Origin of the sequence: Agrobacterium pusense (genome assembly GCF_013285525.1) — a bacterium.
GTDB lineage: Bacteria > Pseudomonadota > Alphaproteobacteria > Rhizobiales > Rhizobiaceae > Agrobacterium > Agrobacterium pusense.
Genome location: NZ_CP053857.1, coordinates 1,325,789 through 1,349,380 on the forward strand (window position 1 = coordinate 1,325,789; position 23,592 = coordinate 1,349,380).

At 60.1% G+C, this 23,592-nt stretch carries 22 protein-coding genes; 15 read left to right on the forward strand and 7 right to left on the reverse strand.

Going from position 1 to position 23,592, the window contains the following annotated elements:
* Window positions 1-2: 2 nt before the first annotated feature.
* Window positions 3-842, forward strand: a complete 840-nt coding sequence (locus HQN82_RS19710; RefSeq protein ID WP_173615667.1) for an ABC transporter ATP-binding protein — start codon at window positions 3-5, stop codon at window positions 840-842.
* Window positions 839-1,684, forward strand: coding sequence for an ATP-binding cassette domain-containing protein (locus tag HQN82_RS19715; RefSeq protein WP_004437861.1), 846 nt, complete (start codon window positions 839-841; stop codon window positions 1,682-1,684). The genes HQN82_RS19710 and HQN82_RS19715 overlap by 4 nt, the downstream gene beginning before the upstream one ends.
* Window positions 1,685-1,735: 51 nt before the next feature.
* Here the strand turns inward: HQN82_RS19715 and HQN82_RS19720 are convergent, their stop codons facing one another.
* Together HQN82_RS19720 and HQN82_RS19725 are read right to left on the reverse strand one after the other, a co-directional pair.
* Window positions 1,736-3,205: a mannitol dehydrogenase family protein gene (locus HQN82_RS19720; RefSeq protein WP_173616020.1), complete on the reverse strand. Its 1,470-nt coding sequence runs from the start codon at window positions 3,203-3,205 to the stop codon at window positions 1,736-1,738.
* A gap of 104 nt (window positions 3,206-3,309) precedes the next feature.
* Window positions 3,310-3,984: a GntR family transcriptional regulator gene (locus HQN82_RS19725; protein ID WP_173615668.1), complete on the reverse strand. Its 675-nt coding sequence runs from the start codon at window positions 3,982-3,984 to the stop codon at window positions 3,310-3,312.
* Between the two features lie 280 nt (window positions 3,985-4,264).
* Between HQN82_RS19725 and HQN82_RS19730 the strand changes: the two genes are divergently transcribed.
* Window positions 4,265-5,383 carry a mandelate racemase/muconate lactonizing enzyme family protein gene (locus tag HQN82_RS19730; protein ID WP_037090642.1) on the forward strand — a complete coding sequence of 373 codons (1,119 nt, stop codon included), beginning with the start codon at window positions 4,265-4,267 and terminating at the stop codon, window positions 5,381-5,383.
* Between the two features lie 187 nt (window positions 5,384-5,570).
* Here the strand turns inward: HQN82_RS19730 and HQN82_RS19735 are convergent, their stop codons facing one another.
* Both HQN82_RS19735 and HQN82_RS19740 read right to left on the reverse strand, forming a co-directional pair.
* A complete protein-coding gene (locus tag HQN82_RS19735; protein WP_044459600.1) occupies window positions 5,571-6,593 on the reverse strand; it encodes an LLM class flavin-dependent oxidoreductase in 1,023 nt (340 codons plus the stop codon).
* A 133-nt stretch (window positions 6,594-6,726) separates the two neighbouring features.
* On the reverse strand, window positions 6,727-7,644 hold the full coding sequence (locus HQN82_RS19740; protein WP_006698065.1) for a LysR family transcriptional regulator: 918 nt from the start codon (window positions 7,642-7,644) through the stop codon (window positions 6,727-6,729).
* Window positions 7,645-7,856: 212 nt separating this feature from the next.
* On the opposite strand from HQN82_RS19740, the gene HQN82_RS19745 reads away from it, so the two are divergent.
* The 11 genes from HQN82_RS19745 (at window position 7,857) to HQN82_RS19795 (ending at window position 20,686) form a co-directional block, all read left to right on the forward strand.
* Window positions 7,857-9,065, forward strand: coding sequence for an ABC transporter substrate-binding protein (locus HQN82_RS19745; RefSeq protein ID WP_006698064.1), 1,209 nt, complete (start codon window positions 7,857-7,859; stop codon window positions 9,063-9,065).
* A 29-nt stretch (window positions 9,066-9,094) separates the two neighbouring features.
* The gene (locus HQN82_RS19750; RefSeq protein WP_004437874.1) at window positions 9,095-9,880 is read left to right on the forward strand and encodes an ABC transporter ATP-binding protein; all 786 of its coding nucleotides are present in this window, start codon (window positions 9,095-9,097) and stop codon (window positions 9,878-9,880) included.
* Window position 9,881: 1 nt separating this feature from the next.
* Entirely contained in the window at window positions 9,882-10,583 is a 702-nt protein-coding gene (locus HQN82_RS19755) for an ABC transporter ATP-binding protein (protein ID WP_004437876.1), read from the forward strand.
* Between the two features lie 2 nt (window positions 10,584-10,585).
* Window positions 10,586-11,473 (forward strand): branched-chain amino acid ABC transporter permease, encoded by an 888-nt coding sequence (locus HQN82_RS19760; RefSeq protein WP_004437878.1) that lies wholly within the window; start codon window positions 10,586-10,588, stop codon window positions 11,471-11,473.
* A gap of 1 nt (window position 11,474) precedes the next feature.
* On the forward strand, window positions 11,475-12,482 hold the full coding sequence (locus HQN82_RS19765) for a branched-chain amino acid ABC transporter permease (RefSeq protein ID WP_006698062.1): 1,008 nt from the start codon (window positions 11,475-11,477) through the stop codon (window positions 12,480-12,482).
* 73 nt (window positions 12,483-12,555) lie between these two features.
* A complete protein-coding gene (locus HQN82_RS19770) occupies window positions 12,556-14,151 on the forward strand; it encodes a GMC family oxidoreductase (protein WP_006698061.1) in 1,596 nt (531 codons plus the stop codon).
* Between the two features lie 13 nt (window positions 14,152-14,164).
* On the forward strand, window positions 14,165-15,049 hold the full coding sequence (gene mmsB, locus HQN82_RS19775) for a 3-hydroxyisobutyrate dehydrogenase (protein WP_006698060.1): 885 nt from the start codon (window positions 14,165-14,167) through the stop codon (window positions 15,047-15,049).
* The gene (locus HQN82_RS19780; RefSeq protein ID WP_006698059.1) at window positions 15,046-17,001 is read left to right on the forward strand and encodes an acetoacetate--CoA ligase; all 1,956 of its coding nucleotides are present in this window, start codon (window positions 15,046-15,048) and stop codon (window positions 16,999-17,001) included. Before mmsB ends, HQN82_RS19780 begins: the two co-directional genes overlap by 4 nt.
* A gap of 4 nt (window positions 17,002-17,005) precedes the next feature.
* On the forward strand, window positions 17,006-17,791 hold the full coding sequence (locus HQN82_RS19785) for a 3-hydroxybutyrate dehydrogenase (protein WP_004437889.1): 786 nt from the start codon (window positions 17,006-17,008) through the stop codon (window positions 17,789-17,791).
* Between the two features lie 123 nt (window positions 17,792-17,914).
* Window positions 17,915-18,256 (forward strand): hypothetical protein, encoded by a 342-nt coding sequence (locus tag HQN82_RS19790; protein ID WP_173615669.1) that lies wholly within the window; start codon window positions 17,915-17,917, stop codon window positions 18,254-18,256.
* Between the two features lie 93 nt (window positions 18,257-18,349).
* Window positions 18,350-20,686: a glucose/quinate/shikimate family membrane-bound PQQ-dependent dehydrogenase gene (locus HQN82_RS19795; RefSeq protein ID WP_173615670.1), complete on the forward strand. Its 2,337-nt coding sequence runs from the start codon at window positions 18,350-18,352 to the stop codon at window positions 20,684-20,686.
* A 75-nt stretch (window positions 20,687-20,761) separates the two neighbouring features.
* Here HQN82_RS19795 and HQN82_RS19800 read toward each other — a convergent pair whose 3' ends face one another.
* Window positions 20,762-21,262: a YciE/YciF ferroxidase family protein gene (locus HQN82_RS19800; protein WP_004437899.1), complete on the reverse strand. Its 501-nt coding sequence runs from the start codon at window positions 21,260-21,262 to the stop codon at window positions 20,762-20,764.
* A gap of 174 nt (window positions 21,263-21,436) precedes the next feature.
* Between HQN82_RS19800 and HQN82_RS19805 the strand changes: the two genes are divergently transcribed.
* On the forward strand, window positions 21,437-21,922 hold the full coding sequence (locus HQN82_RS19805; protein ID WP_173615671.1) for an MgtC/SapB family protein: 486 nt from the start codon (window positions 21,437-21,439) through the stop codon (window positions 21,920-21,922).
* A gap of 6 nt (window positions 21,923-21,928) precedes the next feature.
* Here the strand turns inward: HQN82_RS19805 and HQN82_RS19810 are convergent, their stop codons facing one another.
* Both HQN82_RS19810 and HQN82_RS19815 read right to left on the reverse strand, forming a co-directional pair.
* Window positions 21,929-23,155: an NAD(P)/FAD-dependent oxidoreductase gene (locus HQN82_RS19810; protein WP_173615672.1), complete on the reverse strand. Its 1,227-nt coding sequence runs from the start codon at window positions 23,153-23,155 to the stop codon at window positions 21,929-21,931.
* A gap of 19 nt (window positions 23,156-23,174) precedes the next feature.
* The gene (locus HQN82_RS19815) at window positions 23,175-23,585 is read right to left on the reverse strand and encodes a TIGR02588 family protein (protein WP_004437907.1); all 411 of its coding nucleotides are present in this window, start codon (window positions 23,583-23,585) and stop codon (window positions 23,175-23,177) included.
* Window positions 23,586-23,592: the final 7 nt, after the last annotated feature.

The window sequence follows — 23,592 nt, forward strand, 5'->3', positions numbered from 1 at the left end:
ATATGAGCCTGCTGAAAATCAAGAACCTGACGGTGAAATTCGCCACCGCCACCGGTGCCTTCACCGCCGTCGACGGCATTGATGTGTCCGTGGACAAACACGAAGTGCTGGCCATCGTCGGTGAATCCGGTTCGGGCAAATCGGTATCGATGCTCGCCGTCATGGGCCTGCTGCCCGATACGGCGACGATTACCGCCGATGAGATGGTCTTTGACGGCATCAATCTGCTGGCCATGTCGCCGCAGGAGCGCCGCAAGCTGATCGGTCGCGAGATCACCATGATCTTCCAGGAGCCGGTCGCCTCGCTTAATCCGTCCTTCACGGTCGGTTTCCAGATCGAGGAAGTGCTTCGCCTCAATCTCGGCATGAGCGGCGCTGCCGCACGCGCCCGCGCGCTGGAGCTATTCCGTGCTGTCGGTATTCCCGATCCGGAATCCAAGCTCAAGGCCTATCCGCACCAGATGTCGGGCGGGCAGTGCCAGCGCGTGATGATCGCCATTGCGATTGCCTCCAAGCCGCGTCTCCTGATCGCCGACGAGCCGACGACTGCGCTCGACGTGACGATACAGAAGCAGATTCTCGACCTGCTGATGAAGCTGCAGGAAGAATATGGCATGGCGCTGATCCTCATCACCCACGATATGGGCGTGGTTGCCGAGACCGCCGATCGTGTCGTCGTGCAATATAAGGGCCGCAAGATGGAGGAGGCGGATGTGCTGAGCCTCTTCGAAGCCCCGCAGCATCCCTACACCAAGGCATTGCTTTCGGCCCTGCCGGAAAATGCCACCGGCGACCGTCTGCCCACCGTCTCCGATTTCTTCGGCAAGGAGGGCGTTCAATGAGTATCGTGGTTGAAGGCAAGGGCATTACCCGCGACTATCACGTCCCCGGCGGCCTGTTCGGCGGTGCGAGGATGGTGCAGGCCCTAAAGGGCATCGATTTCGCCGTCGAGCGCGGCAAGACGCTCGCTATTGTCGGTGAATCCGGCTCGGGCAAGTCGACGCTGGCTCGCATCATTGCCCTCATCGATCCGGCTTCCGGCGGTGAATTGAAGATCGATGGCCAGCCGGTCGATATCGCCAGGCGCCGTCCCGGCACGGAAATGCGCTCCAAGGTGCAGATGGTGTTCCAGAACCCCTATGGCAGCCTCAATCCGCGCCAGAAGGTGGGTGACGTGCTGATGGAACCACTCATCATCAACACGAAGATTCCTGCTTCCGAGCGCCGCGAGCGGGCTGAAGCCATGCTCGTCAAGGTCGGCCTTGGTCCTGAGCATTTCAACCGTTATCCGCACATGTTCTCCGGCGGCCAGCGCCAGCGCATCGCCATTGCGCGTGCACTGATGCTGAACCCGGCGCTGCTGGTGCTGGACGAGCCGGTCTCGGCACTCGATCTTTCGGTGCAGGCACAGGTCTTGAACCTGCTGCGCGATCTGCAGGAGGAATTCGAACTGACCTATGTCTTCGTCAGCCACGATCTTTCCGTGGTGCGTTACATTGCTGATGACGTGATGGTCATCTCCAAGGGCGAGGCGGTGGAGCAGGGCACGCGCGAGGAACTTTTCGCCGATCCGAAGCACCCCTATACCCGTCAGCTCTTCGCCGCGACCCCGATCACGGACGTCGATGCCATTCGCGCCCGCGTGGAGCGCCGCAAGGCGGCGAGACAGGCGGCGACAGCCTGACGGTTGACGAAAGAGGTTGGGAGCAGGCCGGATTTCCGGCCTGTTCTTTTTTCAGGACTTCAGGAAACGCCTAATTGTCGCCAGGGCGCCCTGCTCGCGAATGTTGCGATAGGCGGCTTTCAGGGCGAGGACAAAGGTTTCGTTGGCGGGCAGGTCGCTGCCAAAGGTGCGTTCGAAACTGAGGAAGCGGTCGACCACCGCATCCGGAGCCATCGCCAGTTGATCCGGCGAATCCCACTCTCTGAAGGCGGGGTCGAGAATGGTGATCGGCTGCCCCTTTTCATCCTCCTCTGCGCAGGACCTGATCCACAGCGCGACGGCAAAAATGACCGCTCCGCACTCAGCCTTTTCCGCCAGCAATTCTCGTAGTGGTGAAAGTATCCGCAGCGGCACTTTCTGCGACGCATCGGAGGCGATCTGCATGGTCTTGTGCTGCAATGAAGGATTGGCGAAACGCTGCCGCAGGCCGGCTGCGAATTCAGAACCATCGACGACAGGGTCCAGCGTCCGTCCAACCTCACGCCAATAGACGTCGATGAAGTCGCGCACGGTCTTTTCAGCCCAGGCATCGGCCACCGTCGCAAGGCCGGCAATCTGGCCGATGGCGGCGATAGCGCTGTGGGAGCCGTTCAGCATCCTCAGCTTCATATGCTCGTAAGGTTCGACATCATCGACGAATTCCACGCCCGATTTCTCAAGAGCCGGCCTGCCATGGGGAAAACGGTCTTCGATGACGAAACGGAAATAAGGTTCCGCGACGACCGGCCATGCATCGCTGAGGCCGAGTGCGGCCGAAATCGCATCCCGGTCCGCATCCGTGGTGGCGGGAACGATACGGTCCACCATCGAGCAGGGGCAGGCAATATTGGCTTCGATGAAGGAGGCCAGTTCCTGATCCGCAAGGCTCGCGAATTCCAGCAGCAGCTTTCGCAGCATGTGGCCGTTGGCGGGCAGGTTGTCGCAGGACAGCAGCGTCAGCGGCAGGGAGCCTTCGGCACGTCTGCGCCGGGTCGCTGCAAGGATGAAGCCGAAGATCGAGCGCGGCCGCTCCGGGTTTTCGAGATCGTGGACGATATCGGGATGGTCGCGCAGCAGGCTGCGGGAGGCGAGATTGGTCAGGTAACCCTTCTCCGTCACGGTCAGAGTCACGATGAGAACGCGCGGGTCGGCCATCCGCTCCACCAGTCGCTCCGGGTTTTCCGGGGCGACGACGGTCTCAAGAATCGAGCCGACGATGCGCAGGCGCTCGCTTTGGCCATCGCGAAGGCAGAAGGTGTAGAGATTATCCTGCGGTTCGATGGCGTCGCGGGTGTCCGGGCTGCGCAGCGATGCGGCGACGATGCCCCATCCTGTTTCGCCGCGATTGAGGCAATCGTCGATGAAAACCGCCTGATGCGCCCGGTGAAAGGCGCCGACGCCGAGATGCACGATGCCGGGCGCGATTTTCTCGCGCTCATAGGCAGGGGTCGTGACCGTGTGCGGCAGGCGGGGCAGGGTTCTAGCGGAAAGCCGGTCCATCATCAGCACAAAATCCCCCTGTGGAATGAGATGGTTTCGGCTCGCGCTGATGGAATTGCGACCCCGGGGTTTTCGTCCATGCAGTCCTCCACTTGTCTTTTAAATGATCAGGCGCCGGCCTCTTTGAGCAATCGGACCTGACGCAGCGTGTTTTGGCGGCTGCGCTCCAGGTGCCGCCACAGCGCATCGATGATCTGGGCCTTGCTGCCGGCGGCGATGGCATCGGCAATATTCTGGTGCTCCTCGACCGAGCGGACGTAATCACCGAGGATCGAGACGAAGACCGTGTGGGTCTGGTCTAGAATGCGCTCATGCGAACCGGAAATGACCGGAATGCGTGCCGCTGCGACCAGGGTCGCGTGGAAACTGCGGTCGTAGAAAAGCGCTTTCGACAATTCATCCAGCGTCGAGCCTTTGGCGAAGGCGCGGTGTTTGCCGAGGCTTTCCAGCAGTGCCGCGTGCAGCGTTTCGTCCAGCTGGCCAGCAGCGAAGGCCACTTCCACCGCACCTTTTTCAAGCAGCATCCTGGCCGCGTATAGTTCCTCCACATCCTCGACCGTGAAGTCGCGCACCACCATCCCGCGCCGGGACGAATTGACCACCAGCCCATCCGCCTCGAGTTTCAGGCAGGCTTCCTTGACCGGCGTCGGGCTGATGCCGAGATCGGCGGCGAGTTCATTTGGCAGCAGACGTTCGCCGCCGCGCAATTTGCCGCTGACGATGCGTGCGCGCAGTTCCCTGTGCGCCTGTTCGGCGAGCGTGACTTTGACGAGTGTGTTCATGCCCACATCATCGCCCAGCTTTGCGAAGCAGGCAATGAGCGAATATTAAAAATAAAAAATTTTTTATTTTACAAAATCCGTTTTTCCGTTAGCTCTATCTGCCATCGGAAGCCGGCTGCCGGAGGAGGGCGGTCCGGCAATCCCCTGACGGTTTGACTCCTGCAACCATTGGACGCGGGAGATGACGCGATTTCACCCGCCCAGCCGGCAAAGCGTGTCTCAGAAAGGGACTTCCGCCTTTCCTCCCCAGAAGCGTTCAAGCATCGAGGAATGACCGATCATGAAAATTACCGCCGTCGAACCCTTCATCCTGCACCTGCCGCTGACATCGGACTCCATTTCCGATTCCACCCACAGCATCACCCATTGGGGTGTTGTCGGCGCAAAGATCACCACCTGTGACGGCCTCGAGGGCTATGGTTTCACCGGTACCCATGCGCATCTGGCGTCGGACAGGCTGATCACATCCTGCATCAGCGATTGTTACGCGCCCTTGCTCGTCGGCGAGGATGCGTCGGAGCATTCACGGCTTTGGATGAAGCTCGCCCGTTATCCCTCGCTCCAATGGGTCGGCAGGGCCGGCATCACCCATCTGGCGTTAGCTGCGATCGATGTGGCTCTCTGGGACCTGAAAGCGAAAAAGGCAGGCGTGCCGCTGTGGCACTATCTCGGCGGCGCACGCACGGAGGCAGTGGAAGCTTATAATACCGATATCGGCTGGCTTTCCTTCTCGCTGGACGATTTGCTTGCAGGCAGCTCAAGGGCGGTGGAGGAAGACGGTTTCACCCGGCTGAAGATCAAGGTCGGGCATGACGACCCGAATATCGATATCGCCCGGCTTGCTGCCGCCCGCAAACGCGTCGGCTCATCCATCCGCATCGCCATCGATGGCAACGGCAAATGGGATTTGCCCACATGCCAGCGCTTCTGTGCGGCAGCGAGGGATCTGGACATCTACTGGTTCGAGGAGCCGCTGTGGTATGACGATGTGACAAGCCATGCCCGACTGGCGCGCAATACCACTATCCCGATTGCGCTCGGCGAGCAGCTTTATACGGTGGATGCGTTCCGTTCCTTCATCGATGCCGGCGCCGTCGCTTATGTCCAGCCGGATGTAACACGGCTTGGCGGCGTCACCGAATATATCCAAGTTGCCGATCTGGCACTCGCCCATCGCCTGCCTGTCGTGCCGCATGCCGGCGAGATGAGCCAGGTGCATGTGCATCTGAGCTACTGGCATCCGGCGTCGACAATTCTCGAATATATTCCGTGGATCAAGGATCATTTCGAAGAACCGATCCAGGTGCGGGATGGTGTCTACAAACGGCCTGAGCAGCCGGGTGCGAGCACCACGCCGCTGGCGGAGAGCTTCGCGCGTTACGGCAAGGCGCTGAACTAGAGCAGCGGTATACAGCCCGGATTTTAACGGAGGGAAGCACGTCCTCCGTCATGCCGGACTAGATCCGGCATACAGCCACGGCGCGTCTACGCCGTGACAAGACTCTTTCGCGATCAAAGACTTGATCGCGCTGGACCCCGGATCAAATCCGGGGTGACGGCGTGTGGGTGATACGATTTTTCCAGATTTAGCGCCAGCCAAGTGCCGGCGCTACCTGCTTCAGGATGGTTTCGATCACATGGGCGTTGTAATCGACGCCCAACTGGTTCGGCACGGTCAGCAGCAGCGTGTCAGCTTCGGCGATGGCTTCGTCGGCCTTCAGCTGTTCGATCAGCTTTTCCGGTTCGGCGGCATAGCTGCGTCCGAAGATCGCACGCGTCTTATCGTCGATATAGCCGATCTTGTCGTCGCCTTCGTTACCGTAACCGAAATAGGCGCGGTCGCGATCATTGACGAGGGCGAAGATGCTGCGGCTGACGGAGACGCGTGGCTCACGGGCATGTCCGGCCTCCTTCCAGGCTTCCCGGAACGTGCGGATCTGCTGTGCCTGCTGGACGTGGAAAGGCTCACCGGTTTCGTCCGTCTTCAGCGTGGAGCTTTGCAGGTTCATGCCAAGCTTTGCCGCCCACACTGCCGTTGCATTGGAGCTCGAGCCCCACCAGATGCGCTCGCGCAAGCCTTCGGAATGCGGCTCCAGCCGCAGAAGACCCGGCGGGTTGGGGAACATCGGCCGCGGGTTCGGCTCGGCAAAGCCTTCGCCCTTCAAAAGCTCGAGGAAGACCTCGGTGTGCTGACGCGCCATATCTTCTTCGCTCTGGCCCTCGGCCGGGCGATAACCGAAATAACGCCAGCCATCGATGACCTGCTCCGGCGAGCCGCGGCTGATGCCGAGCTGCAGGCGTCCACCGGCGATGAGGTCGGCCGAACCGGCGTCCTCCACCATGTAGAACGGGTTTTCGTAACGCATATCGATGACGCCGGTGCCGATCTCTATCTTTTTCGTGCGGGCGCCGACGGCGGCCAGAAGCGGGAAGGGCGAGGCCAGCTGACGGGCGAAATGGTGCACACGGAAATAGGCGCCGTCAGCCCCCAGTTCTTCTGCGGCCACGGCGAGGTCTATCGACTGCAGCAGCGTATCGGCCGCCGAGCGGGTCTGCGACTGGGGGGAGGGCGTCCAGTGGCCGAAGGATAGGAATCCGATCTTTTTCATAATGACCTTCCAGATTTGGAGGATGTCCGCTAGTGCAGCGGCATCGTTGTTGTCCCTCATATAAGCAACGGCGCAGATCCTCCAACCTGCGAGACGAAGACAGGGTGTCGCCGAAATGTGAACGATCGCGACTTCAGACCATGAGGCCGCGCTTGAGAATAAAGAGCTTTTCGTGGGCGCGTGCGGTGGTGAGGATGAAATCCATCAAGGAGCGCACCCGTGGCACATTGGCAAAGTCCTGATGGCTGGTGAGCCAGTAACCTCGCCGCAGCTCGACCTCACCCGGAAGCACCATCTGCAAATCCGGAAAGCGCGCGGCGATGAAATTCGGCAGGATGCAAAGCCCTCGGCCACCAAGCGTGGCGGTCAGTTGCGCAAAAATGCTCGAAGACTGGAAATTTGGCCGCAGGCCTGGAAGCACATCGCGCATGTAATCGAGGCCGGGTGAAAAGATCAGATCCTGCACGTAGCCGATGAAGAAGTGGTCGAGCAGGTCTTCCCGCTTCGTGATTTTCGGCTGTCCGGCGAGATAGGACCGTGAGGCGTAAATATGCAGAGTGTAATCGATGATCTGTTCATTGATATAGGGACCGGCCTTCGGCGGATCGAGCGTGACAGCCACATCCGCCTCCTTTCGGGAAAGCGCCATGATCTGCTGGATCGTCACCATTTCCACCATGATGTGGGGATGGGTGGCGGCGAAGTCCTTCAGCCTCTCGACGAAGAAAAAATTGGAAAAACCTTCGGGAGCGCTCAGGCGCACAACGCCGCGCAGCAGGCTGCCGCTTTCGGAAATATCCGATTGCAGCCGTTCAGCCTCTGCCTCTATCCGCTCGACGGTATCGACCAGTCGCCGCCCCACCGTCGTCAGCTCATAACCGCGCGGGTTCCGCTCGAAGAGCTTGGTTTTAAGCGAAAATTCCAGCCGGTCGATATGGCGGGAGACGGTGGCGTGGCTGGTGCGCAGGCTTCTGGCGGCGGATGAGAGCTGTCCGGTGCGGGCCACGGCCAGGAAATATTGAAGGTCGTCCCAGGTGAAAGGGGTCGCCATAATTGTCTCCCATCAAGAGTTCTGTTCAAAAATGAACAGTTCCTGTTCGCAATTTGATGATGACACGCTCTTGTGTCAACGGCCGAATTCGAGAAGTCTACGCTCAGGATGCACCGCTTTGAGGAGGGCGGTGCGGCCATTCATGTGCAGGGTTTCGGTTCACCGCTGCACAGACAATCTGAGGCTCGCAATCATCTCTGGGAGGAGAAGTCATGCGCAAGAGTATCGTTTTATCCACGGCCATGGCACTGGCCGCCGGCACCGCCGCTTATGCCGCCGAGATTTCGGACGGCAAGGTCAAGATCGGTATCCTGAACGACCAGTCCGGCGTTTACGCCAACTTCGGCGGCAAATACTCCTATGAAGCCGCGAAGATGGCGGTTGAGGATTTTGGCGGCAAGGTGCTTGGCGCGCCCGTGGAAGTGGTAACGGCTGACCACCAGAACAAGGCGGATGTCGCCTCCAACATTGCCCGCCAATGGTACGACACCGAACAGGTCGATTCGATCATGGAACTGACCTCGTCGTCTGTCGGCCTTGCCGTGCAGGCACTCTCGAAGGACAAAAAGAAGATCACCGTCAACACCGGTGCTGCCACCACCGAGCTGACCGGCAAGCAGTGCAGCCCCTATGGTTTTCATTGGGCCTATGACACCTATTCGCTGGCTGTCGGCACCGGTGGCGCACTCGTCAAGCAGGGCGGCGACAGCTGGTTCTTCCTGACCGCCGACTATGCCTTCGGTTATTCGCTGGAAGAAAATACGTCCAATTTCGTCAAGGCTAACGGCGGCAAGGTGCTTGGCTCCGTCCGCCATCCGCTCGCAACCACCGACTATTCGTCCTTCCTGCTGCAGGCGCAGTCTTCGGGCGCGAAGGTTATCGGTCTTGCCAATGCCGGTCTCGACACCTCCAACGCCATCAAACAGGCTGCGGAATTCGGTATCGTTGCAGGTGGCCAGCGCCTTGCAGCGCTTCTCTTCACGCTTGCAGAAGTCCATGGCCTCGGCCTTGAGGCAGCTCAAGGGCTGACACTGACGGAAGGTTTTTATTGGGACCGCGACGATGAATCGCGCAAGTTTGGTGAGCGCTTCAAGGAACGCACCGGGGCCATGCCGAACATGGTTCACACCGGCACCTATTCCGCTGTCTTGCATTATCTGAAGGCGATCGAGAAGGCCGGCACCGACGATGCAGACGCCGTCGCCAAGGCCATGAAGGAAATGCCTGTCAACGACGTCTTCGCCAAGGACGGCCATGTGGCCGCCAATGGTCGGATGATCCACGACATGTACCTCATGGAAGTGAAGAAGCCTGACGAAAGCAAGCAGCCCTGGGATTATTACAAGGTTCTCGCCACCATCCCCGGCAAGGAAGCCTTCATGGACCCCGCAAAGAGCGGTTGCCCGCTGGTGACGCAATAAAAGACTGACGCAATAAAGGGGAAAGTTTCATGACGATCGCTCCCGCCCCCGCCGGGCAGGCAGAACCTCGCGTCGTTCTTTCGGCGCGTGGTCTCACCAAGACCTTCGGCGCATTCGCAGCCGTGAAAAACGTCGATCTCGACGTGCATCACGCCCGCGTCCATGCGCTGATCGGCCCAAACGGCGCCGGCAAGACAACGGTTTTCAACCTGTTGACCAAGTTTCTCCAGCCGACAGGCGGGGCGATCACCTTCATGGGAACGGATATAACAAAGACGCCACCGGACAAGGTGGCGCGTCTCGGCCTCGTCAGGTCTTTCCAGATATCGGCGGTGTTTCCGCATCTGACAGTTCTGGAAAACGTGCGGGTGGCATTGCAGCGGCCCAACAGCCTTGCAACGCAGTTCTGGTTGCCGCTCTCTTCGTTGGACAGGCTGAATGCCCGCGCCGAGGAGCTGATCTCCATGGTGGGCCTCACGCGGGAAAAACACGCGCTTGCGGCCGATCTGTCTTACGGCCGCAAGCGGGTTCTCGAAATCGCGACTACGCTGGCGCTTGATCCCAAAGTTCTGCTGCTGGACGAGCCGATGGCGGGCATGGGTGGAGAAGATGTCTCGCATGTGGCCGAGCTTATTCGTGAGGTGGCAAAGACCCGCGCGGTGTTGATGGTCGAACATAATCTGAAGGTCGTGGCCGACATCTGCCATCACGTTACTGTTCTGCAGCGTGGAGAAATTCTGGCTGAGGGCGATTATGCCACGGTTTCTGCCGATCCGCGCGTGCGCACGGCCTATATGGGCACGGAGGAGGCTTGATATGGCGGCGATGCTCGAAGTCTCCAACCTGAAATCCTGGTATGGCGAAAGCCAGGCGTTGCACGGCGTCGATCTGACGGTCGGCGAGGGCGAAACCATCACCATTCTCGGCCGCAATGGCGTGGGCAAGACCACGACGTTGCGAACCATCATGGGCATCATCCGCAACCGCAAGGGCGTCATCAAGCTCGGCGGCAAGGATCTTATGCCGGTGCCGCTGCATCGTACGGCGAAATACGGCCTCGGTTTCGTGCCGGAGGAGCGCGGCATCTTCGCGACCCTGAGTGTTGAGGAAAACCTGAAGCTGCCGCCCGTCGTCGCGTCCGGCGGCATGACGCTCGATGAAATCTACGAGCTGTTTCCCAATCTTTACGAACGCCGCACCAGCCCCGGCACGAAGCTCTCCGGTGGCGAGCAGCAGATGCTGGCCATGGCGCGCATCCTGCGCACCGGCGTCAAGGTGCTGCTGCTGGATGAGCCGACCGAAGGGCTTGCCCCCGTCATCGTACAGCGCATTGGAGAGGTTTTGCAGAAGCTGAAGAGCCGCGGCATGACCGTGGTTCTGGTGGAGCAGAATTTCCGGTTTGCGAGCCGTATCGCCGATCGCTTCTACCTCATGGACCACGGCCAGATGGTCGGGGATTTTCCGGTGGGGGAGCTTTCCGCCCGCATGGGGGAGCTTAACAAGGTGCTGGGGGTTTAACCATGACGATGATCTTCGGCGTTCCAATTCAGGCGCTCCTCGGGCAATTGCTGGTCGGCCTTATCAACGGCTCATTCTATGCGCTGCTGTCACTTGGGCTTGCTGTCATCTTCGGGCTGCTGCGCGTCATCAATTTTGCCCATGGCGCGCAATATATGCTCGGCGCTTTCGTCGCCTTTCTCGGCCTGCAATATTTCGGCATCAATTTCTGGGTGGCGCTCATCGTCACGCCGCTCGTCGTCGCGCTGTTCGGGGCGATCATCGAACGTTTCCTTCTGTCGCGGCTTTATGATCTCGATCCACTCTATGGTCTGCTCTTCACCTTCGGCCTGGCGCTGGTGGTGGAAGGCACGTTCCGGTGGCTTTACGGCGCGGCGGGCCAACCCTATTCGGTGCCGCGCGAACTCGCAGGCGGCACCAATCTCGGCTTCATGTTCCTGCCGAACTACCGCGCCTTCGTCGTCGTGATCTCGCTGATCGTGTGCATCGCCACCTGGGCCTTGATCGAAAAGACGCGTCTCGGCTCCTATCTGCGCGCCGCGACGGAAAACCCGACCCTTGTGCAGGCTTTCGGCATCAATGTGCCTGTTCTGTTGACGCTCACCTACGCGCTCGGCGCCGGCCTTGCGGGTTTCACCGGCGTTCTCGCCGCCCCCATCTATCAGGTCTCGCCGCTGATGGGCACAAACCTCATCATCGTCGTCTTTGCGGTGGTGGTCGTTGGCGGCATGGGCTCGATCATGGGCGCCATCGTCACCGGCTACATGCTCGGTATCGCCGAGGGCCTCACCAAGGTGTTCTACCCTGAGGCCTCCAATATCGTCATCTTCGTCATCATGGCCTTTGTGCTGCTCATCCGCCCCGCCGGACTCTTCGGAAAGGACGCCTGATATGTCCAAAGCCACCCATAGCCCGACAGCCGGCGCAATGCCGCGGACGGAAGTATCGACGACGGCAGCAACCATCAAGACGGTGCTCATTCTGGCCGGGCTTGCCATTCTCATCGCCGCGCCGATGTTCGTTTATCCGATCTTCCTGATGAAGCTTCTCTGCTTTGCGCTCTTTGCCTGCGCCTTCAATCTGCTGATCGGTTATACCGGGCTGCTTTCCTTCGGCCATGCGGCGTTCTTTGGCGGCGCCGCCTATTTCACCGCCTATTCCGTGAAGGAATGGGGTGTCACACCGGAAATTGGTCTGGTCATCGGCATGGCCGGTGCCGCTCTCCTCGGCCTTGTCATCGGCTTTTTCGCCATTCGCCGACAGGGCATCTATTTCGCCATGATCACACTCGCCTTGTCGCAGATGTTCTATTTCTTCTGCCTGCAAGCGCCGTTCACTCATGGAGAGGACGGCCTGCAGGGCGTGCCGCGCGGCCATCTCTTCGGTATTCTCGATCTCAATGGTCCGCTCAATATCTATTACACGGTGCTTGCCGCCTTCGTGTTGGCGCTGCTGGTCATCTGGCGTTTCGTCAATTCGCCGTTCGGCATGATCCTGAAGTCGATCCGTGAAAACGAGCAACGCGCCATTTCGCTCGGTTATAGCGTGCAGCGCTACAAGCTCGGCGCCTTCGTCATGTCGGCGGCGCTCGCCGGGCTTGCTGGCGGGCTGAAGGCGCTGGTGTTCCAATTCGCGACGCTGACCGACGTGACATGGCAGATGTCCGGTGAAGTGATCCTGATGACGCTGCTCGGCGGCATCGGCACCATGATCGGCCCGATTTTCGGCGCGGGCCTTGTCGTGACCCTGCAGAACTATCTCGCGACCTCGGACTTCCCGGTCACCATCATCACCGGCCTCGTCTTCATGGCCTGCGTTCTGGTGTTCCGTCGCGGTCTGATCGGTGAATTTTATGCTTCCCGGCTGGGGCGGAAACTCGGTTTTCAGCACCGCAGCTAGCCAATTTTGAAAACACCTGAAAAGCCTCCCCGCGTTCGGGACGACGCGGCAAGGATGGCGTGTGGAGAAGAGAATGGGCGAATATGACTATATCGTCATCGGAGCGGGGAGCGCCGGATGCGTTCTCGCCAACCGCCTTTCGAAAGACCCGAACAACCGCGTGCTGCTTCTGGAAGCGGGCGGCAACGACAACTACCACTGGATCCATATTCCGGTCGGTTATCTCTATTGCATCAACAATCCACGCACGGACTGGTGTTTCAAGACGGCGGAAGAGCCTGGCCTGAATGGACGCGCGCTGATCTATCCGCGCGGCAAGGTGCTGGGCGGCTGCTCCTCCATCAACGGCATGATCTACATGCGCGGGCAGGCGCGGGACTATGACGTCTGGCGGCAGCTTGGCTGCGAAGGCTGGGGCTGGAACGACATCCTGCCCTATTTCCTGAAGTCTGAAGATTTTTATCGCGGCAAGAGTGACCTGCATTCCAGCGGGGGCGAGTGGCGTGTGGAAAAGGCCCGCGTGCGCTGGGATGTGCTTGATGCCTTCCAGAAGGCGGCAGGAGAAGCGGGTATTCCCGCGACTGACGATTTCAACCGCGGAGACAATGAAGGGGCCGGTTATTTCGATGTCAACCAGCGGGCGGGCTGGCGCTGGAACACGGCGAAAGCATTCCTGAAACCGGTGCTTGGCCGCAAGAACCTCACCGTTTTGACCAAGGCCCATGTCAAACGGCTCATCATCGAAGAAGACCGGGTGACGGGTGTCGAATTCCATCATGACGGCGTCCTGAAAAAAATGCGGGCGCGGCGCGAAACCGTGCTGTCCGCCGGCGCAATCGGCTCGCCGCATGTTCTGGAGCTTTCCGGGGTCGGCCGTGGGGATGTGTTGCAGGCTGCCGGTATCGATACGGTGGCGGAGGTCCAGGGTGTGGGCGAGAACCTGCAGGACCATCTGCAGCTGCGCATGGTCTACAAGGTCTCCGGTGTTCTGACGCTCAATGAGCGGGCCTCGACGCTCTTCGGCAAGGCGCGGATCGGCCTGGAATATGCGCTGACGCGCTCCGGGCCGATGTCCATGGCGCCGAGCCAGCTCGGTGTCTTCACCCGCTCTTCTCCGGAAAAGGAAACCGCTGATCTGGAGTATCATGTGCAGCCGGTTTCGCTCGACAAGTTCGGGGATCCGGTTCACACTTTTCCCGCCATAACGGCAAGCGTCTGCAATCTGCGGCCGGAAAGCCGTGGCTCAGTGCATGTGAAAGGACCGGATTTCGCCATGCAACCGGAAATCCGCCCGAACTACCTTTCCACTGAAGGCGACCGGAAGGTGGCCATAGATGCCATGCGGCTGACGCGCCGCATCGTCGCCCAGCCGGCCTTTTCCCGCTTCAGGCCGGAGGAATACCGGCCCGGCCCCTCCTTCGAAAACGACAATGATCTTGCCAAGGCGGCAGGTGATATCGGCACCACCATCTTCCACCCTGTCGGCACGCTGCGCATGGGGTCGGATATGGAAAGTGTCGTTGATGCGCGCCTGAAGTTCCGCCGCCTCGCCGGGCTGCGCGTCGCCGATGCCTCGGTGATGCCGCGCATTACATCCGGAAATACCAATTCGCCTACGATCATGATTGCCGAAAAGGCCGCCGACATGATCCTTGCGGATAATCGCTGAAAGGAACCTACCGATGAAGACCATCGCTTTTCTGGGGCTGGGACATATGGGCCTGCCGATGGCCGCCAATCTCGTCAAGGCGGGTTATGCCGTCAGGGGATACGATCTTGCCGAAGCCTGCCGTGCAGCGGCAAAGGAGGCGGGCATTCCGGTTGCCGCGAATTCTGCCGAAGCAGTCAACGCGGTTGATGTGGTCATCACCATGCTGCCCAAGGGCGAACATGTCGTTTCGGCCTATGGCGATCTGACTAGTAAAATCTCTGCCGGAACGCTCCTTATCGACTGCTCGACCGTGGATATGGCAAGCGCATTGAAGGCGCATGAACTGGCCGCTTCCGCCGGCTGCCCTTCGGTCGACGCCCCCGTTTCCGGCGGCACGGGCGGTGCGGCCGCCGGCACCCTGACCTTCATGTGCGGTGGTGAGGCGGAGGCTTTTTCGGCGGCGAAGCCGCTGCTGGAAGCCATGGGCAAAAAGATCGTGCATTGCGGCAAGGGCGGCAACGGGCAGGCGGCCAAGATCTGCAACAACATGATCCTCGGCATTTCCATGATCGCGGTTTCCGAGGCTTTTGTGCTCGGCGAAAAACTCGGGCTTTCGCACCAGGCGCTGTTCGATGTCGCCTCCACATCTTCCGGGCAATGCTGGTCGCTCACCACCTATTGCCCGGTGCCGGGTCCGGTGCCGACATCACCCGCCAACAAGGATTACCAGCCCGGATTTGCCGCAGCCTTGATGCTCAAGGACCTGAAGCTTTCTCAGGAGGCGGCCAATGGTGCTGACGCCTCCACACCGCTCGGTGCTGCTGCGGCAGCGCTTTATGAGAGCTTCGTTGACGACGGGCAGGGCGGGCGTGATTTTTCCGCCATCGTTGAGATGCTGCGCGGGAGCAGAGCATGACAGCCGCCGCGCCATCTGACATTCTGTGGGTGCCGCCGGAAGAGAGGGTGAAGCGCTCGGCGCTTTCCGCCTTCGCGACAAGAACCGCAAAGATACACGGGCAGGCCGCCGATGATTATGCCGGCCTGCTGCGCTGGTCCATCGACGCGCCGGAAGAGTTTTACGATGCGCTGTGGGACGAGCTCGGCATTATCGGCACGCGCGGCGACGTTGCGTTCAAGCCGGGCGCGACGATCCGGGAGGCTGAGTTCTATCCGGGCGCGAGGTTGAATTACGCCGAAAACCTGCTGCGCGATGCCGATGAGCGGTTGGCCATCATCGCCCATCGTGACGATGGTACAAGGCGCGAGATAAGCCGCAAGGGGCTTTACAACGCAGTGTCCCGCATGGTGCAGGCGCTCGTGCATGCCGGGGTGCAGGAAGGTGATCGCGTCGGGGCGATCGTCACCCATGATATAGAGGCGATTGTGGGATATCTGGCCGTGAGTGCCATCGGTGCCATCTGGTCGTCCTGCTCTCCGGATTTCGGCCCGGCAGGCGCCTCTGACCGCCTGTCTCAGATCGGCCCGAAAATCATCATCGCCGTGCCGGAATATGGTTATGCCGGTAAACGCATCGACGTCGGCCCGACCATCCGCGCCGTGGCGGAAAGTGCGGCCCCTGAAAAGATCGTCCTGATCGGTGAAACCGTTCCCGAAAGCCTTACTGATCTCGGCTGCGTCACGCTTGCGGCTTTCGTTGCGCCTTATGCGGCGGGCGAGATTGTCTTCAACCGTCTGCCCGTCAAGGCGCCGCTGGTGATCCTTTATTCCTCCGGCACGACAGGCAAGCCGAAATGCATCACCCATTCCGGCGGCGGCCTGCTTCTTCAGCACATGAAGGAGCTGAAACTGCAATGCGATATCAAGGAGGGTGAGCGCTTTTTCTATTTCACCACCTGCGGCTGGATGATGTGGAACTGGCAGGTCTCCGGTCTCGCGCTCGGTACCACCCTCGTCACCTATGATGGCAATCCCGGCTATCCGACGCCCGGCCGGCTGATCGATCTCATCGACGCCGAAGGGATCGCCACTTTCGGCACGTCTGCGAAATTTATCGATGCATGCCTGAAGGCGGGACTGAAACCGCGGGAAAGCCATGATCTTTCATCGCTGCGAACAATTCTCTCCACTGGTTCGCCGCTCATCCCGCAATCCTTCGATTATATCTATCGCGACTGGAAGGCGGATGTGCATCTCGCCTCCATTTCCGGCGGCACCGACATCTGCGCCTGTTTCCTCGGCGGCAATCCCGTACAGCCGGTTCATCGCGGTGAATTGCAGGGCGCGATGCTCGGCATGGATATCGATACGCTTGACGATGAGGGCCGTTCCGTTCGCGGCGTTCCCGGCGAACTCGTCTGCCGGAATGCGCATCTGTCCATGCCGGTGAAATTCTGGGGCGATGAGGATGGTTCGCGCTATCAGGCCGCCTACTTCGATCGTTTCCCCGGCATCTGGGCGCATGGCGATTTCGCCGAACTGCGGCCCTCCGGCGGTTATGTGATCCATGGACGCTCGGACACGACGCTTAATCCAGGTGGGGTGCGCATCGGGACTGCGGAAATCTACCGGCAGGTGGAAACCGTGCCCGAAGTAGAGGAGGCCATTGCCGTTGGGCAGGATATCGACGGGGACCAGCGGGTCATCCTCTTCCTGCGCATGAAGGGTGGTGCTGCCTTGACGGAAGAGCTGGAAAAGACCATCCGCAGCCGCATCCGTTCAGGGGCGACGCCGCGGCATGTGCCGGCAAGGATCATTGCTGTCAGCGCTATCCCGCGCACACGCTCCGGCAAGATTTCCGAAATCGCGGTGCGCGACACCATCCATGGTCGGCCGGTGAAAAATGCCGATGCGCTCGCCAATCCCGAAGCGCTCGAACTTTTCCGCAACCTGCCGCAGCTGAAGGACTAGGCCCATGGAGGATCAACCGAAAACCGTGCTTGTCACCGGTTCCACCAGCGGCATCGGACTTGCCATCGCCAGGCGTTTCGCCGAGGCGGGCTATCTGGTCGCTGTGCATGGCATAGAAACGGTGGAGGAGGCGACGCAGGCGCTGGAGGCTGTAGGGAAAGTGGCGCGGCAAAGGCCGGCCTATTTCTCCGCCAACCTCGCGAACTATGAAGAAAGCGCGCATCTGCCTGAAAAGGTCATTGCGGAATTCGGCCATGTCGATGTCCTCGTCAACAATGCCGGCATTCAGAAGGTCGCGCCAATCGATGAGTTCGACTTCGCGGATTTTTCCCGCATCGTTGCCATTTCTCTCGACAGCGCCTTTCACACCATCCGCGCTGCTTTGCCGGGCATGAAGGAAAGAGGCTGGGGCCGCATCGTCAACATTGCTTCCGCGCATGGTTTGCGCGCGTCTCCCTTCAAGGCGCCCTATGTGGCAACCAAACATGCGGTGGTGGGACTGACGAAAAGCGTTGCGCTGGAGGTTGCCGAACTCGGCATCACCTGTAACGCCATCTGCCCCGGCTATGTCTGGACCCCGCTTGTGGCCGCGCAGGTCGCGGATCAGGCGAGGGTACACGGCATGAGTGAGGAAGATGTGGTGAAAAAGGTGATGCTTGCGCCGCAGCCGACAAGACGCTTCATCCAGCCGGAGGAAATCGCCGAAATGGCACTTTATCTCGCTGGCGATATGGCCCGTTCCATCACCGGCACCACCATTTCCATTGATGGCGGCTGGACCGCGAAATAACCGAGAGGCCCGACGCCCTCTTCCGGTAAGGGCCAGATTGCGCCATGTCGAATGCGCCGGCCCCTCGCGGGAACAAAACCTCTCCCTGTGGATTAGATTGACAGAGTTTAGGGAGTGAAAGACATGGCCAGAGAAAATATTAGCTATCTCGACGGTCGGGATGCTCCGAAAAAGGAGACGGCCACACGGGCACGGCAAGGATCGACAGGACGTCCGGTTCTTGTCATTCTGATCGTCAGCGTGTTGTTAGCGCTGGTGGTCTGGGCTGTTGTGGAATACGCGGTTTTCGAACCGGACGAGAACCTGCCGCAAAATCCGCAGACGGAGAACGCCCCCGTCCCGCAGCAGCCGTCGGGCTCGGAAAGCTTCGACAACAATCCCGCAAACGGCCGTGCTTCGCCGCCGGCTTCAACGGACCGAAACCCTTCCCCGCAGGACTCCACGGGGGCGCCACAGAACCCGTGACGCAGATGCCATGAATTTTCGTGGCGTTTGAATGGAACCATATTGCTCCCGATTTCATTTCACACAAAGTGACAGGAATCGGGGGTTTCATTCATGGCAGTCACCGTCACTGCAGTTTTTCTCACGCTCATCGGCCTCGCGCTGTTCGGTTTTGGCTCCCAGCTTGTGATGCTTGGGGGCAGTTTTTATTATGTGCTTTCCGGACTGGCTTTCCTGTTGACGGCCGTTCTGCTCTTCAAGCGCAATCGCGCAGCACTTCACGTCTATGCCGTGTTCATTGTCGCAACACTTGCGTGGGCCGTCTGGGAAGTCGGTTTTGACTGGTGGCAGCTTGGCCCGCGCGGCGGTTTTATCATTGTGATAGGCCTCTGGCTCCTGGTGCCCTGGGTGAGGAAGCCACTCGGTTTTGCAAGCCCGACGGGGCTAAGCTATGGGCCGAATGCCTGGCCGCTGGCGCTTTCCGTTCTCGCTTCCATCGCGGTTGCCGGATATTCGATGGCACAGGACCCGCATGATCAGCCAGGGTCCTTGCCGCAGGAAACGGCGTCCGCGACGCCCGCCTATGGCGGCAATGTGCCTGACGGTGACTGGCATCAATATGGCCGCACGCCCTATGGGCAGCGTTATTCCCCACTGACCCAGGTCAATGTCGACAATGTTTCGCAATTGAAGGAAGCGTGGCGTTACCAGACCGGCGACGTGAAGCTGCCGGACGATGTGGGCGAAACCACCTATCAGGTGACGCCGCTTAAGATCGGCAATACGCTTTTCATCTGCACGCCGCATAATTGGGCCATCGCCATCGATGCGGCGACCGGCAAGGAAAAATGGAAATACGATCCGAATGTCGGCCTCAATCCGGATCGCCAGCACCAGACGTGCCGCGGCGTGTCCTATTATGCCGAACCGGGTGCCGCGCCGGGAACGGCCTGCGCCGAGCGGGTCTATCTGCCCACGTCGGATGCACGGTTGATCGCGCTCGATGCCGCCACCGGCCAGGTTTGCACCTCCTTTGCCGATCAGGGTGTGCTGCATCTCGAGCAGGGCATGAAATATAATCCCGCCGGCTATTATTATTCGACATCGCCGCCCGTGATTGCTGCGGGCAAGATCATCATCGGCGGCGCGGTGAATGACAATTACTCCACGCAGGAACAATCCGGCGTGATCCGCGCTTTCGATGTGAACAGCGGTGCGCTCATCTGGAACTGGGATTCCGGGAACCCGCAAAAGACCGAGCCGATTGCGGCCGGTGAGACCTACACGACCAACTCGCCGAACAGCTGGTCCGTCTTCAGTTATGACGAAGGCCTCGGGCTCGTTTATGTCCCGCTCGGTAATCAGGTTCCGGACCAGCTCGGCATGGGCCGCAGCGAGAATGTGGAGAAATATTCTTCCTCCATCGTCGCGCTCGATATCAATACGGGCAAGGATCGCTGGGTGCGCCAGACGGTTCATCACGATCTCTGGGACATGGATGTGCCGGCCCAGCCGGTGTTGCTCGACATAACGAAGGATGGTCAGACCGTTCCTGCTCTCGTCGGGCCAACGAAGCAGGGGGATATCTACGTTCTCGACCGGCGCACCGGCGAGCCGCTTCTGCCGATCACGGAGGAGCCAGCCCCGGGCGGTGCGATCCCCGAGGACTTCACCTCGCCGACGCAGCCGACAACGGCCCTCTCGTTCAAGCCGGAGCCATTGCAGGAAAAGGACATGTGGGGCGTCTCCATGTTCGACCAGCTCGCCTGCCGCATCCGCTTCCATCAGCTGAACTACAAGGGCCGCTACACCCCGCCGTCACTGACCGGCTCGATCATCTATCCCGGCAATTTCGGCACCTTCAACTGGGGCAGTGTGGCTGTGGATCCTGAAAGGCAGGTCATGTTCGGTATGCCGACCTATCTCGCCTTCACCTCCCAGCTCGTCCCGCGCGATCAGATTCCGCCGAAGGGTCAGGACGAAAAGGGCAGCGAGCAGGGTCTGAACCGTAATGACGGTGCGCCCTATGGCGTTTTCATGGGACCGTTCCTCGGCCCGCTGCAGATTCCCTGCCAGGCGCCGCCGTGGGGTTATGTCGCCGGCGCGGACCTGAGCACCGGGGATGTGGCCTACAAGCACAAGAACGGGACGGTCTATGACATGACCCCGCTGCCGCTCCCCTTCAAGGTGGGCGTGCCGGGAATTGGCGGACCGATGATCACCAAGGGCGGCGTAGCCTTCCTGGGTGCCGCAGTGGATAATTATCTGCGGGCCTATGACCTCACCACCGGCAAGCAGCTCTGGGAAGCGCGCCTGCCCGCTGGCGGTCAGGCAACGCCGATGACCTATGCACTGGAAAACGGCAAGCAATATGTGGTGATGGTTGCGGGCGGTCACGGTTCCGTCGGGACCAAACCGGGCGACTACGTCATCGCCTACACCCTGCCGTAACTTCAGGCTACGACGACAATAAAAAACCGGAATGGGTGACCATTCCGGTTTTTCTTTGAGCCGATGCGGATGGCGTCAGGCGGCCTTCTTCTCGGCCGCGGCGTTCACCGAAGTCTTGGCAAGCGCGGTCAGCGCGTCATCGGTCTTCGACTCTTCCTTAAGAGTGGCATCGAGCAGCGATACCGCCTTGGTATGGCCGAGCTTTTCCGCCCAGGCCTTCAGCGTGCCGTAGCGGGCGATTTCATAGTGTTCGACCGCCTGGGCGGATGAGACGAGACCGGCGTCGAGGGCGGCGGTGCCCTTGAAATCCTCCATGATTTCCTCGCCCTCGGCGATAATGCCCTGGATGGCTTCGCAGGTCTTGCCCTGGGCGCGCTTGCCAATGATCTCGAATACTTCCTGCAGGCGCTCTACGTGGCCCTGCGTTTCTTCCTTGTGCTTTTCGAAAGCCTGCTTCAGCTTCGGGTCGGTCGCCGCCCGCGCCATTTTCGGCAGGGCTTTCAGGATCTGCCTTTCGGCGTAGTAGATGTCCTTCAGCGTGTCGTAAAACAGGTCGTCGAGTTTCTTCTCGGCCATTGGTCCTTCTCCCATGAAGTGGAAATGCACGATGTGCGCTCATGCGCACGGGAAACAAACTTTCAGCTGCTCCTATGGTTCCGGTTCGGTTGTACGCAACGTTTATATTGCTGTGCGGAACCATCGCGCCTTTTCGAACTTAGTGTGGAGAAATTTCCGGGAGGAGACGCGACAGTGCCCCAAAGCCTTGCAGAAGAATTTTCCATGAATATTTCCATTCCGTTCGAGGTGCTGCTGGTGCGCGTGTTCGGCGCGGTCATCCTGTGCGGCATGATCGGTCTGGAGCGCGAATTTCACAAAAACACCGCTGGTCTGCGCACCAATATGCTCATCGGCCTTGCCGCCGTCACTTTCTGCGTCATCACCATCCATATGATGGAAACGATGGCGGAAGGGCATGAGGCAGCCCGGCTCGATCCCATCCGACTGGTGGAGGCCGTAACCGCCGGTATCGCCTTTCTCGCCGCAGGTGTGGTCGTTTACACCAAGGGCGACGTCAAGGGGCTGACGACGGGCGCAAGCATGTGGCTTTCGGCGGCGATCGGCCTCTCGGCCGGTCTCGGCATGTGGCCGCTCGCTCTGCTCGCCGCAGCAATGGGCATCGTCGTCTTATGGACGCTTCGCCGTATCCAGGTGGTAATCGGTATCAAGGATGAATGAACGGCATCAGCGGAAGTGAAAAAGATCGGCGTCGGGGTCGGTACCGCCATTGATGGCGGCGGCCACGATTTCGGCGGCGATCTGGCTGAAAGTGATGCCGTTGCCGCCGAACCCCATCACCGCATAGACATTCTTCATGCCCGGAACGAGGCCGATCAGCGGCAGGCCCGTGGTGGTCGTACCAAAGGCTCCCGCCCAGCGATAATCGGGTTCGCCGATATCCACGTCCAGCAGTTTTTCAATCTTGCGGCGGATTGTTCGTGTCTTGGCTGTCAGCTTGCTCTTCGACTGATAGGAGACAGGATTTTCCTCGTCCTCGCCGCCGGCAATCACTCGTCCCTCACGGTCGGTTCGCAGATAGAGATAGGGGTCTGCCGCCTCCCATACGATGTGGCTTTGCAGCCAGTCCGGCAGATCCAGCCCTTTTCTGCTGGCCAGCGCCCAGGTGGAAATGATCCGGTGTGTCGGGCTTTCAAGCGCTTTCAAGAACTCATACCCGGTGCAAAATACGATGTTGCCGGCGGAGAGGATTTTCCCGTTGGCAGTGGCGACGATTACTTCGTCGCCAACGTTTCTCAGATCGGTGATTTCCAGAGGAGCGACGATTTCCGCTCCAGCGCTCGCGGTATGGCGCAACAATCCCGCTGTCAACTGGGCGGGATTGGCGGAGGCCGATATGTCGCTGACGATGGCGGCGGTCCGTTCCAACCCATAATGCTCTCTCAGTTGCGCGGCGCCGAGAAACTCAGCCTGGATGCCGGCTTCTGCGCGGGCATCCGCCTCTGCCTTCAGCGCGCGCGAACCCATGTCGTCACCGGCGAGGTACAGTGCCTGTTTTCGCCTCATGCCGCAGGAAATATTGAGCGAGGTGACGATTTCCTCCAGACGAAGAACCGCGCGCGCCGAGCGCTGCCAAGCCCTGTCTGCGGCCTCCCTGCCGATCATCGTCCGGAGTTTCGTCAGCGGCGTGTCGATCTCGTGCTGTATCATTGCGGTGCTCGCCATGCTGCTGCCTTTGACGGGTTCGCGTCGGTCAACGATCAGCATGGATCGTCCCGGGCGATGCAGCGAGTGGGCCACCAGCGCGCCGCTGATACCGGTCCCGACAACGATTGTGTCGTAGTAGTTGTCTTTCGGCGTCTTGCCGCTTCTGACACCGATCCGCGCCGTATCGGCCCAGAGCGGGGTTGACACCCTGAGGTCGCGTTCCTTCGTCAGGTCTGATGCGGTCATGAAATGGTCCTGAAAACTGTCACGGTTCGGTATAGCCGGCGACGTTGATGATAAGCCTCCCGCCTGCGGGATCGTTGCGGAAGAAAAGCGTTCCGCTGTCGCGCGATTCCGAGGCGACGTAATCGAATGTCACGTCCGCGCTTTCCTGCGTGCCGCCGTCCTGCTGCAGATCTCCGCGCACCTGCACCTGCGCCGCCGTCGTCATTGAGAGATTGCGGATATCGAATTTCACCCGATATTGCCCCGGCTCACCGTTAACGTCTGTCACGGCGATCTCGAAGCGGGCGTCGTCCGGTTCGTAGCGATAGATGTCGTAGAGGATCCAGCCGAGCATGGCGGCGACGAGCAGGGTGCAGATGGCGCCCGTGACCCATTCGATCCAGTGCGGATCGGAACTTTCCGTGTGTTTTCCATCCTTGGAGATTGTCATGATGTCC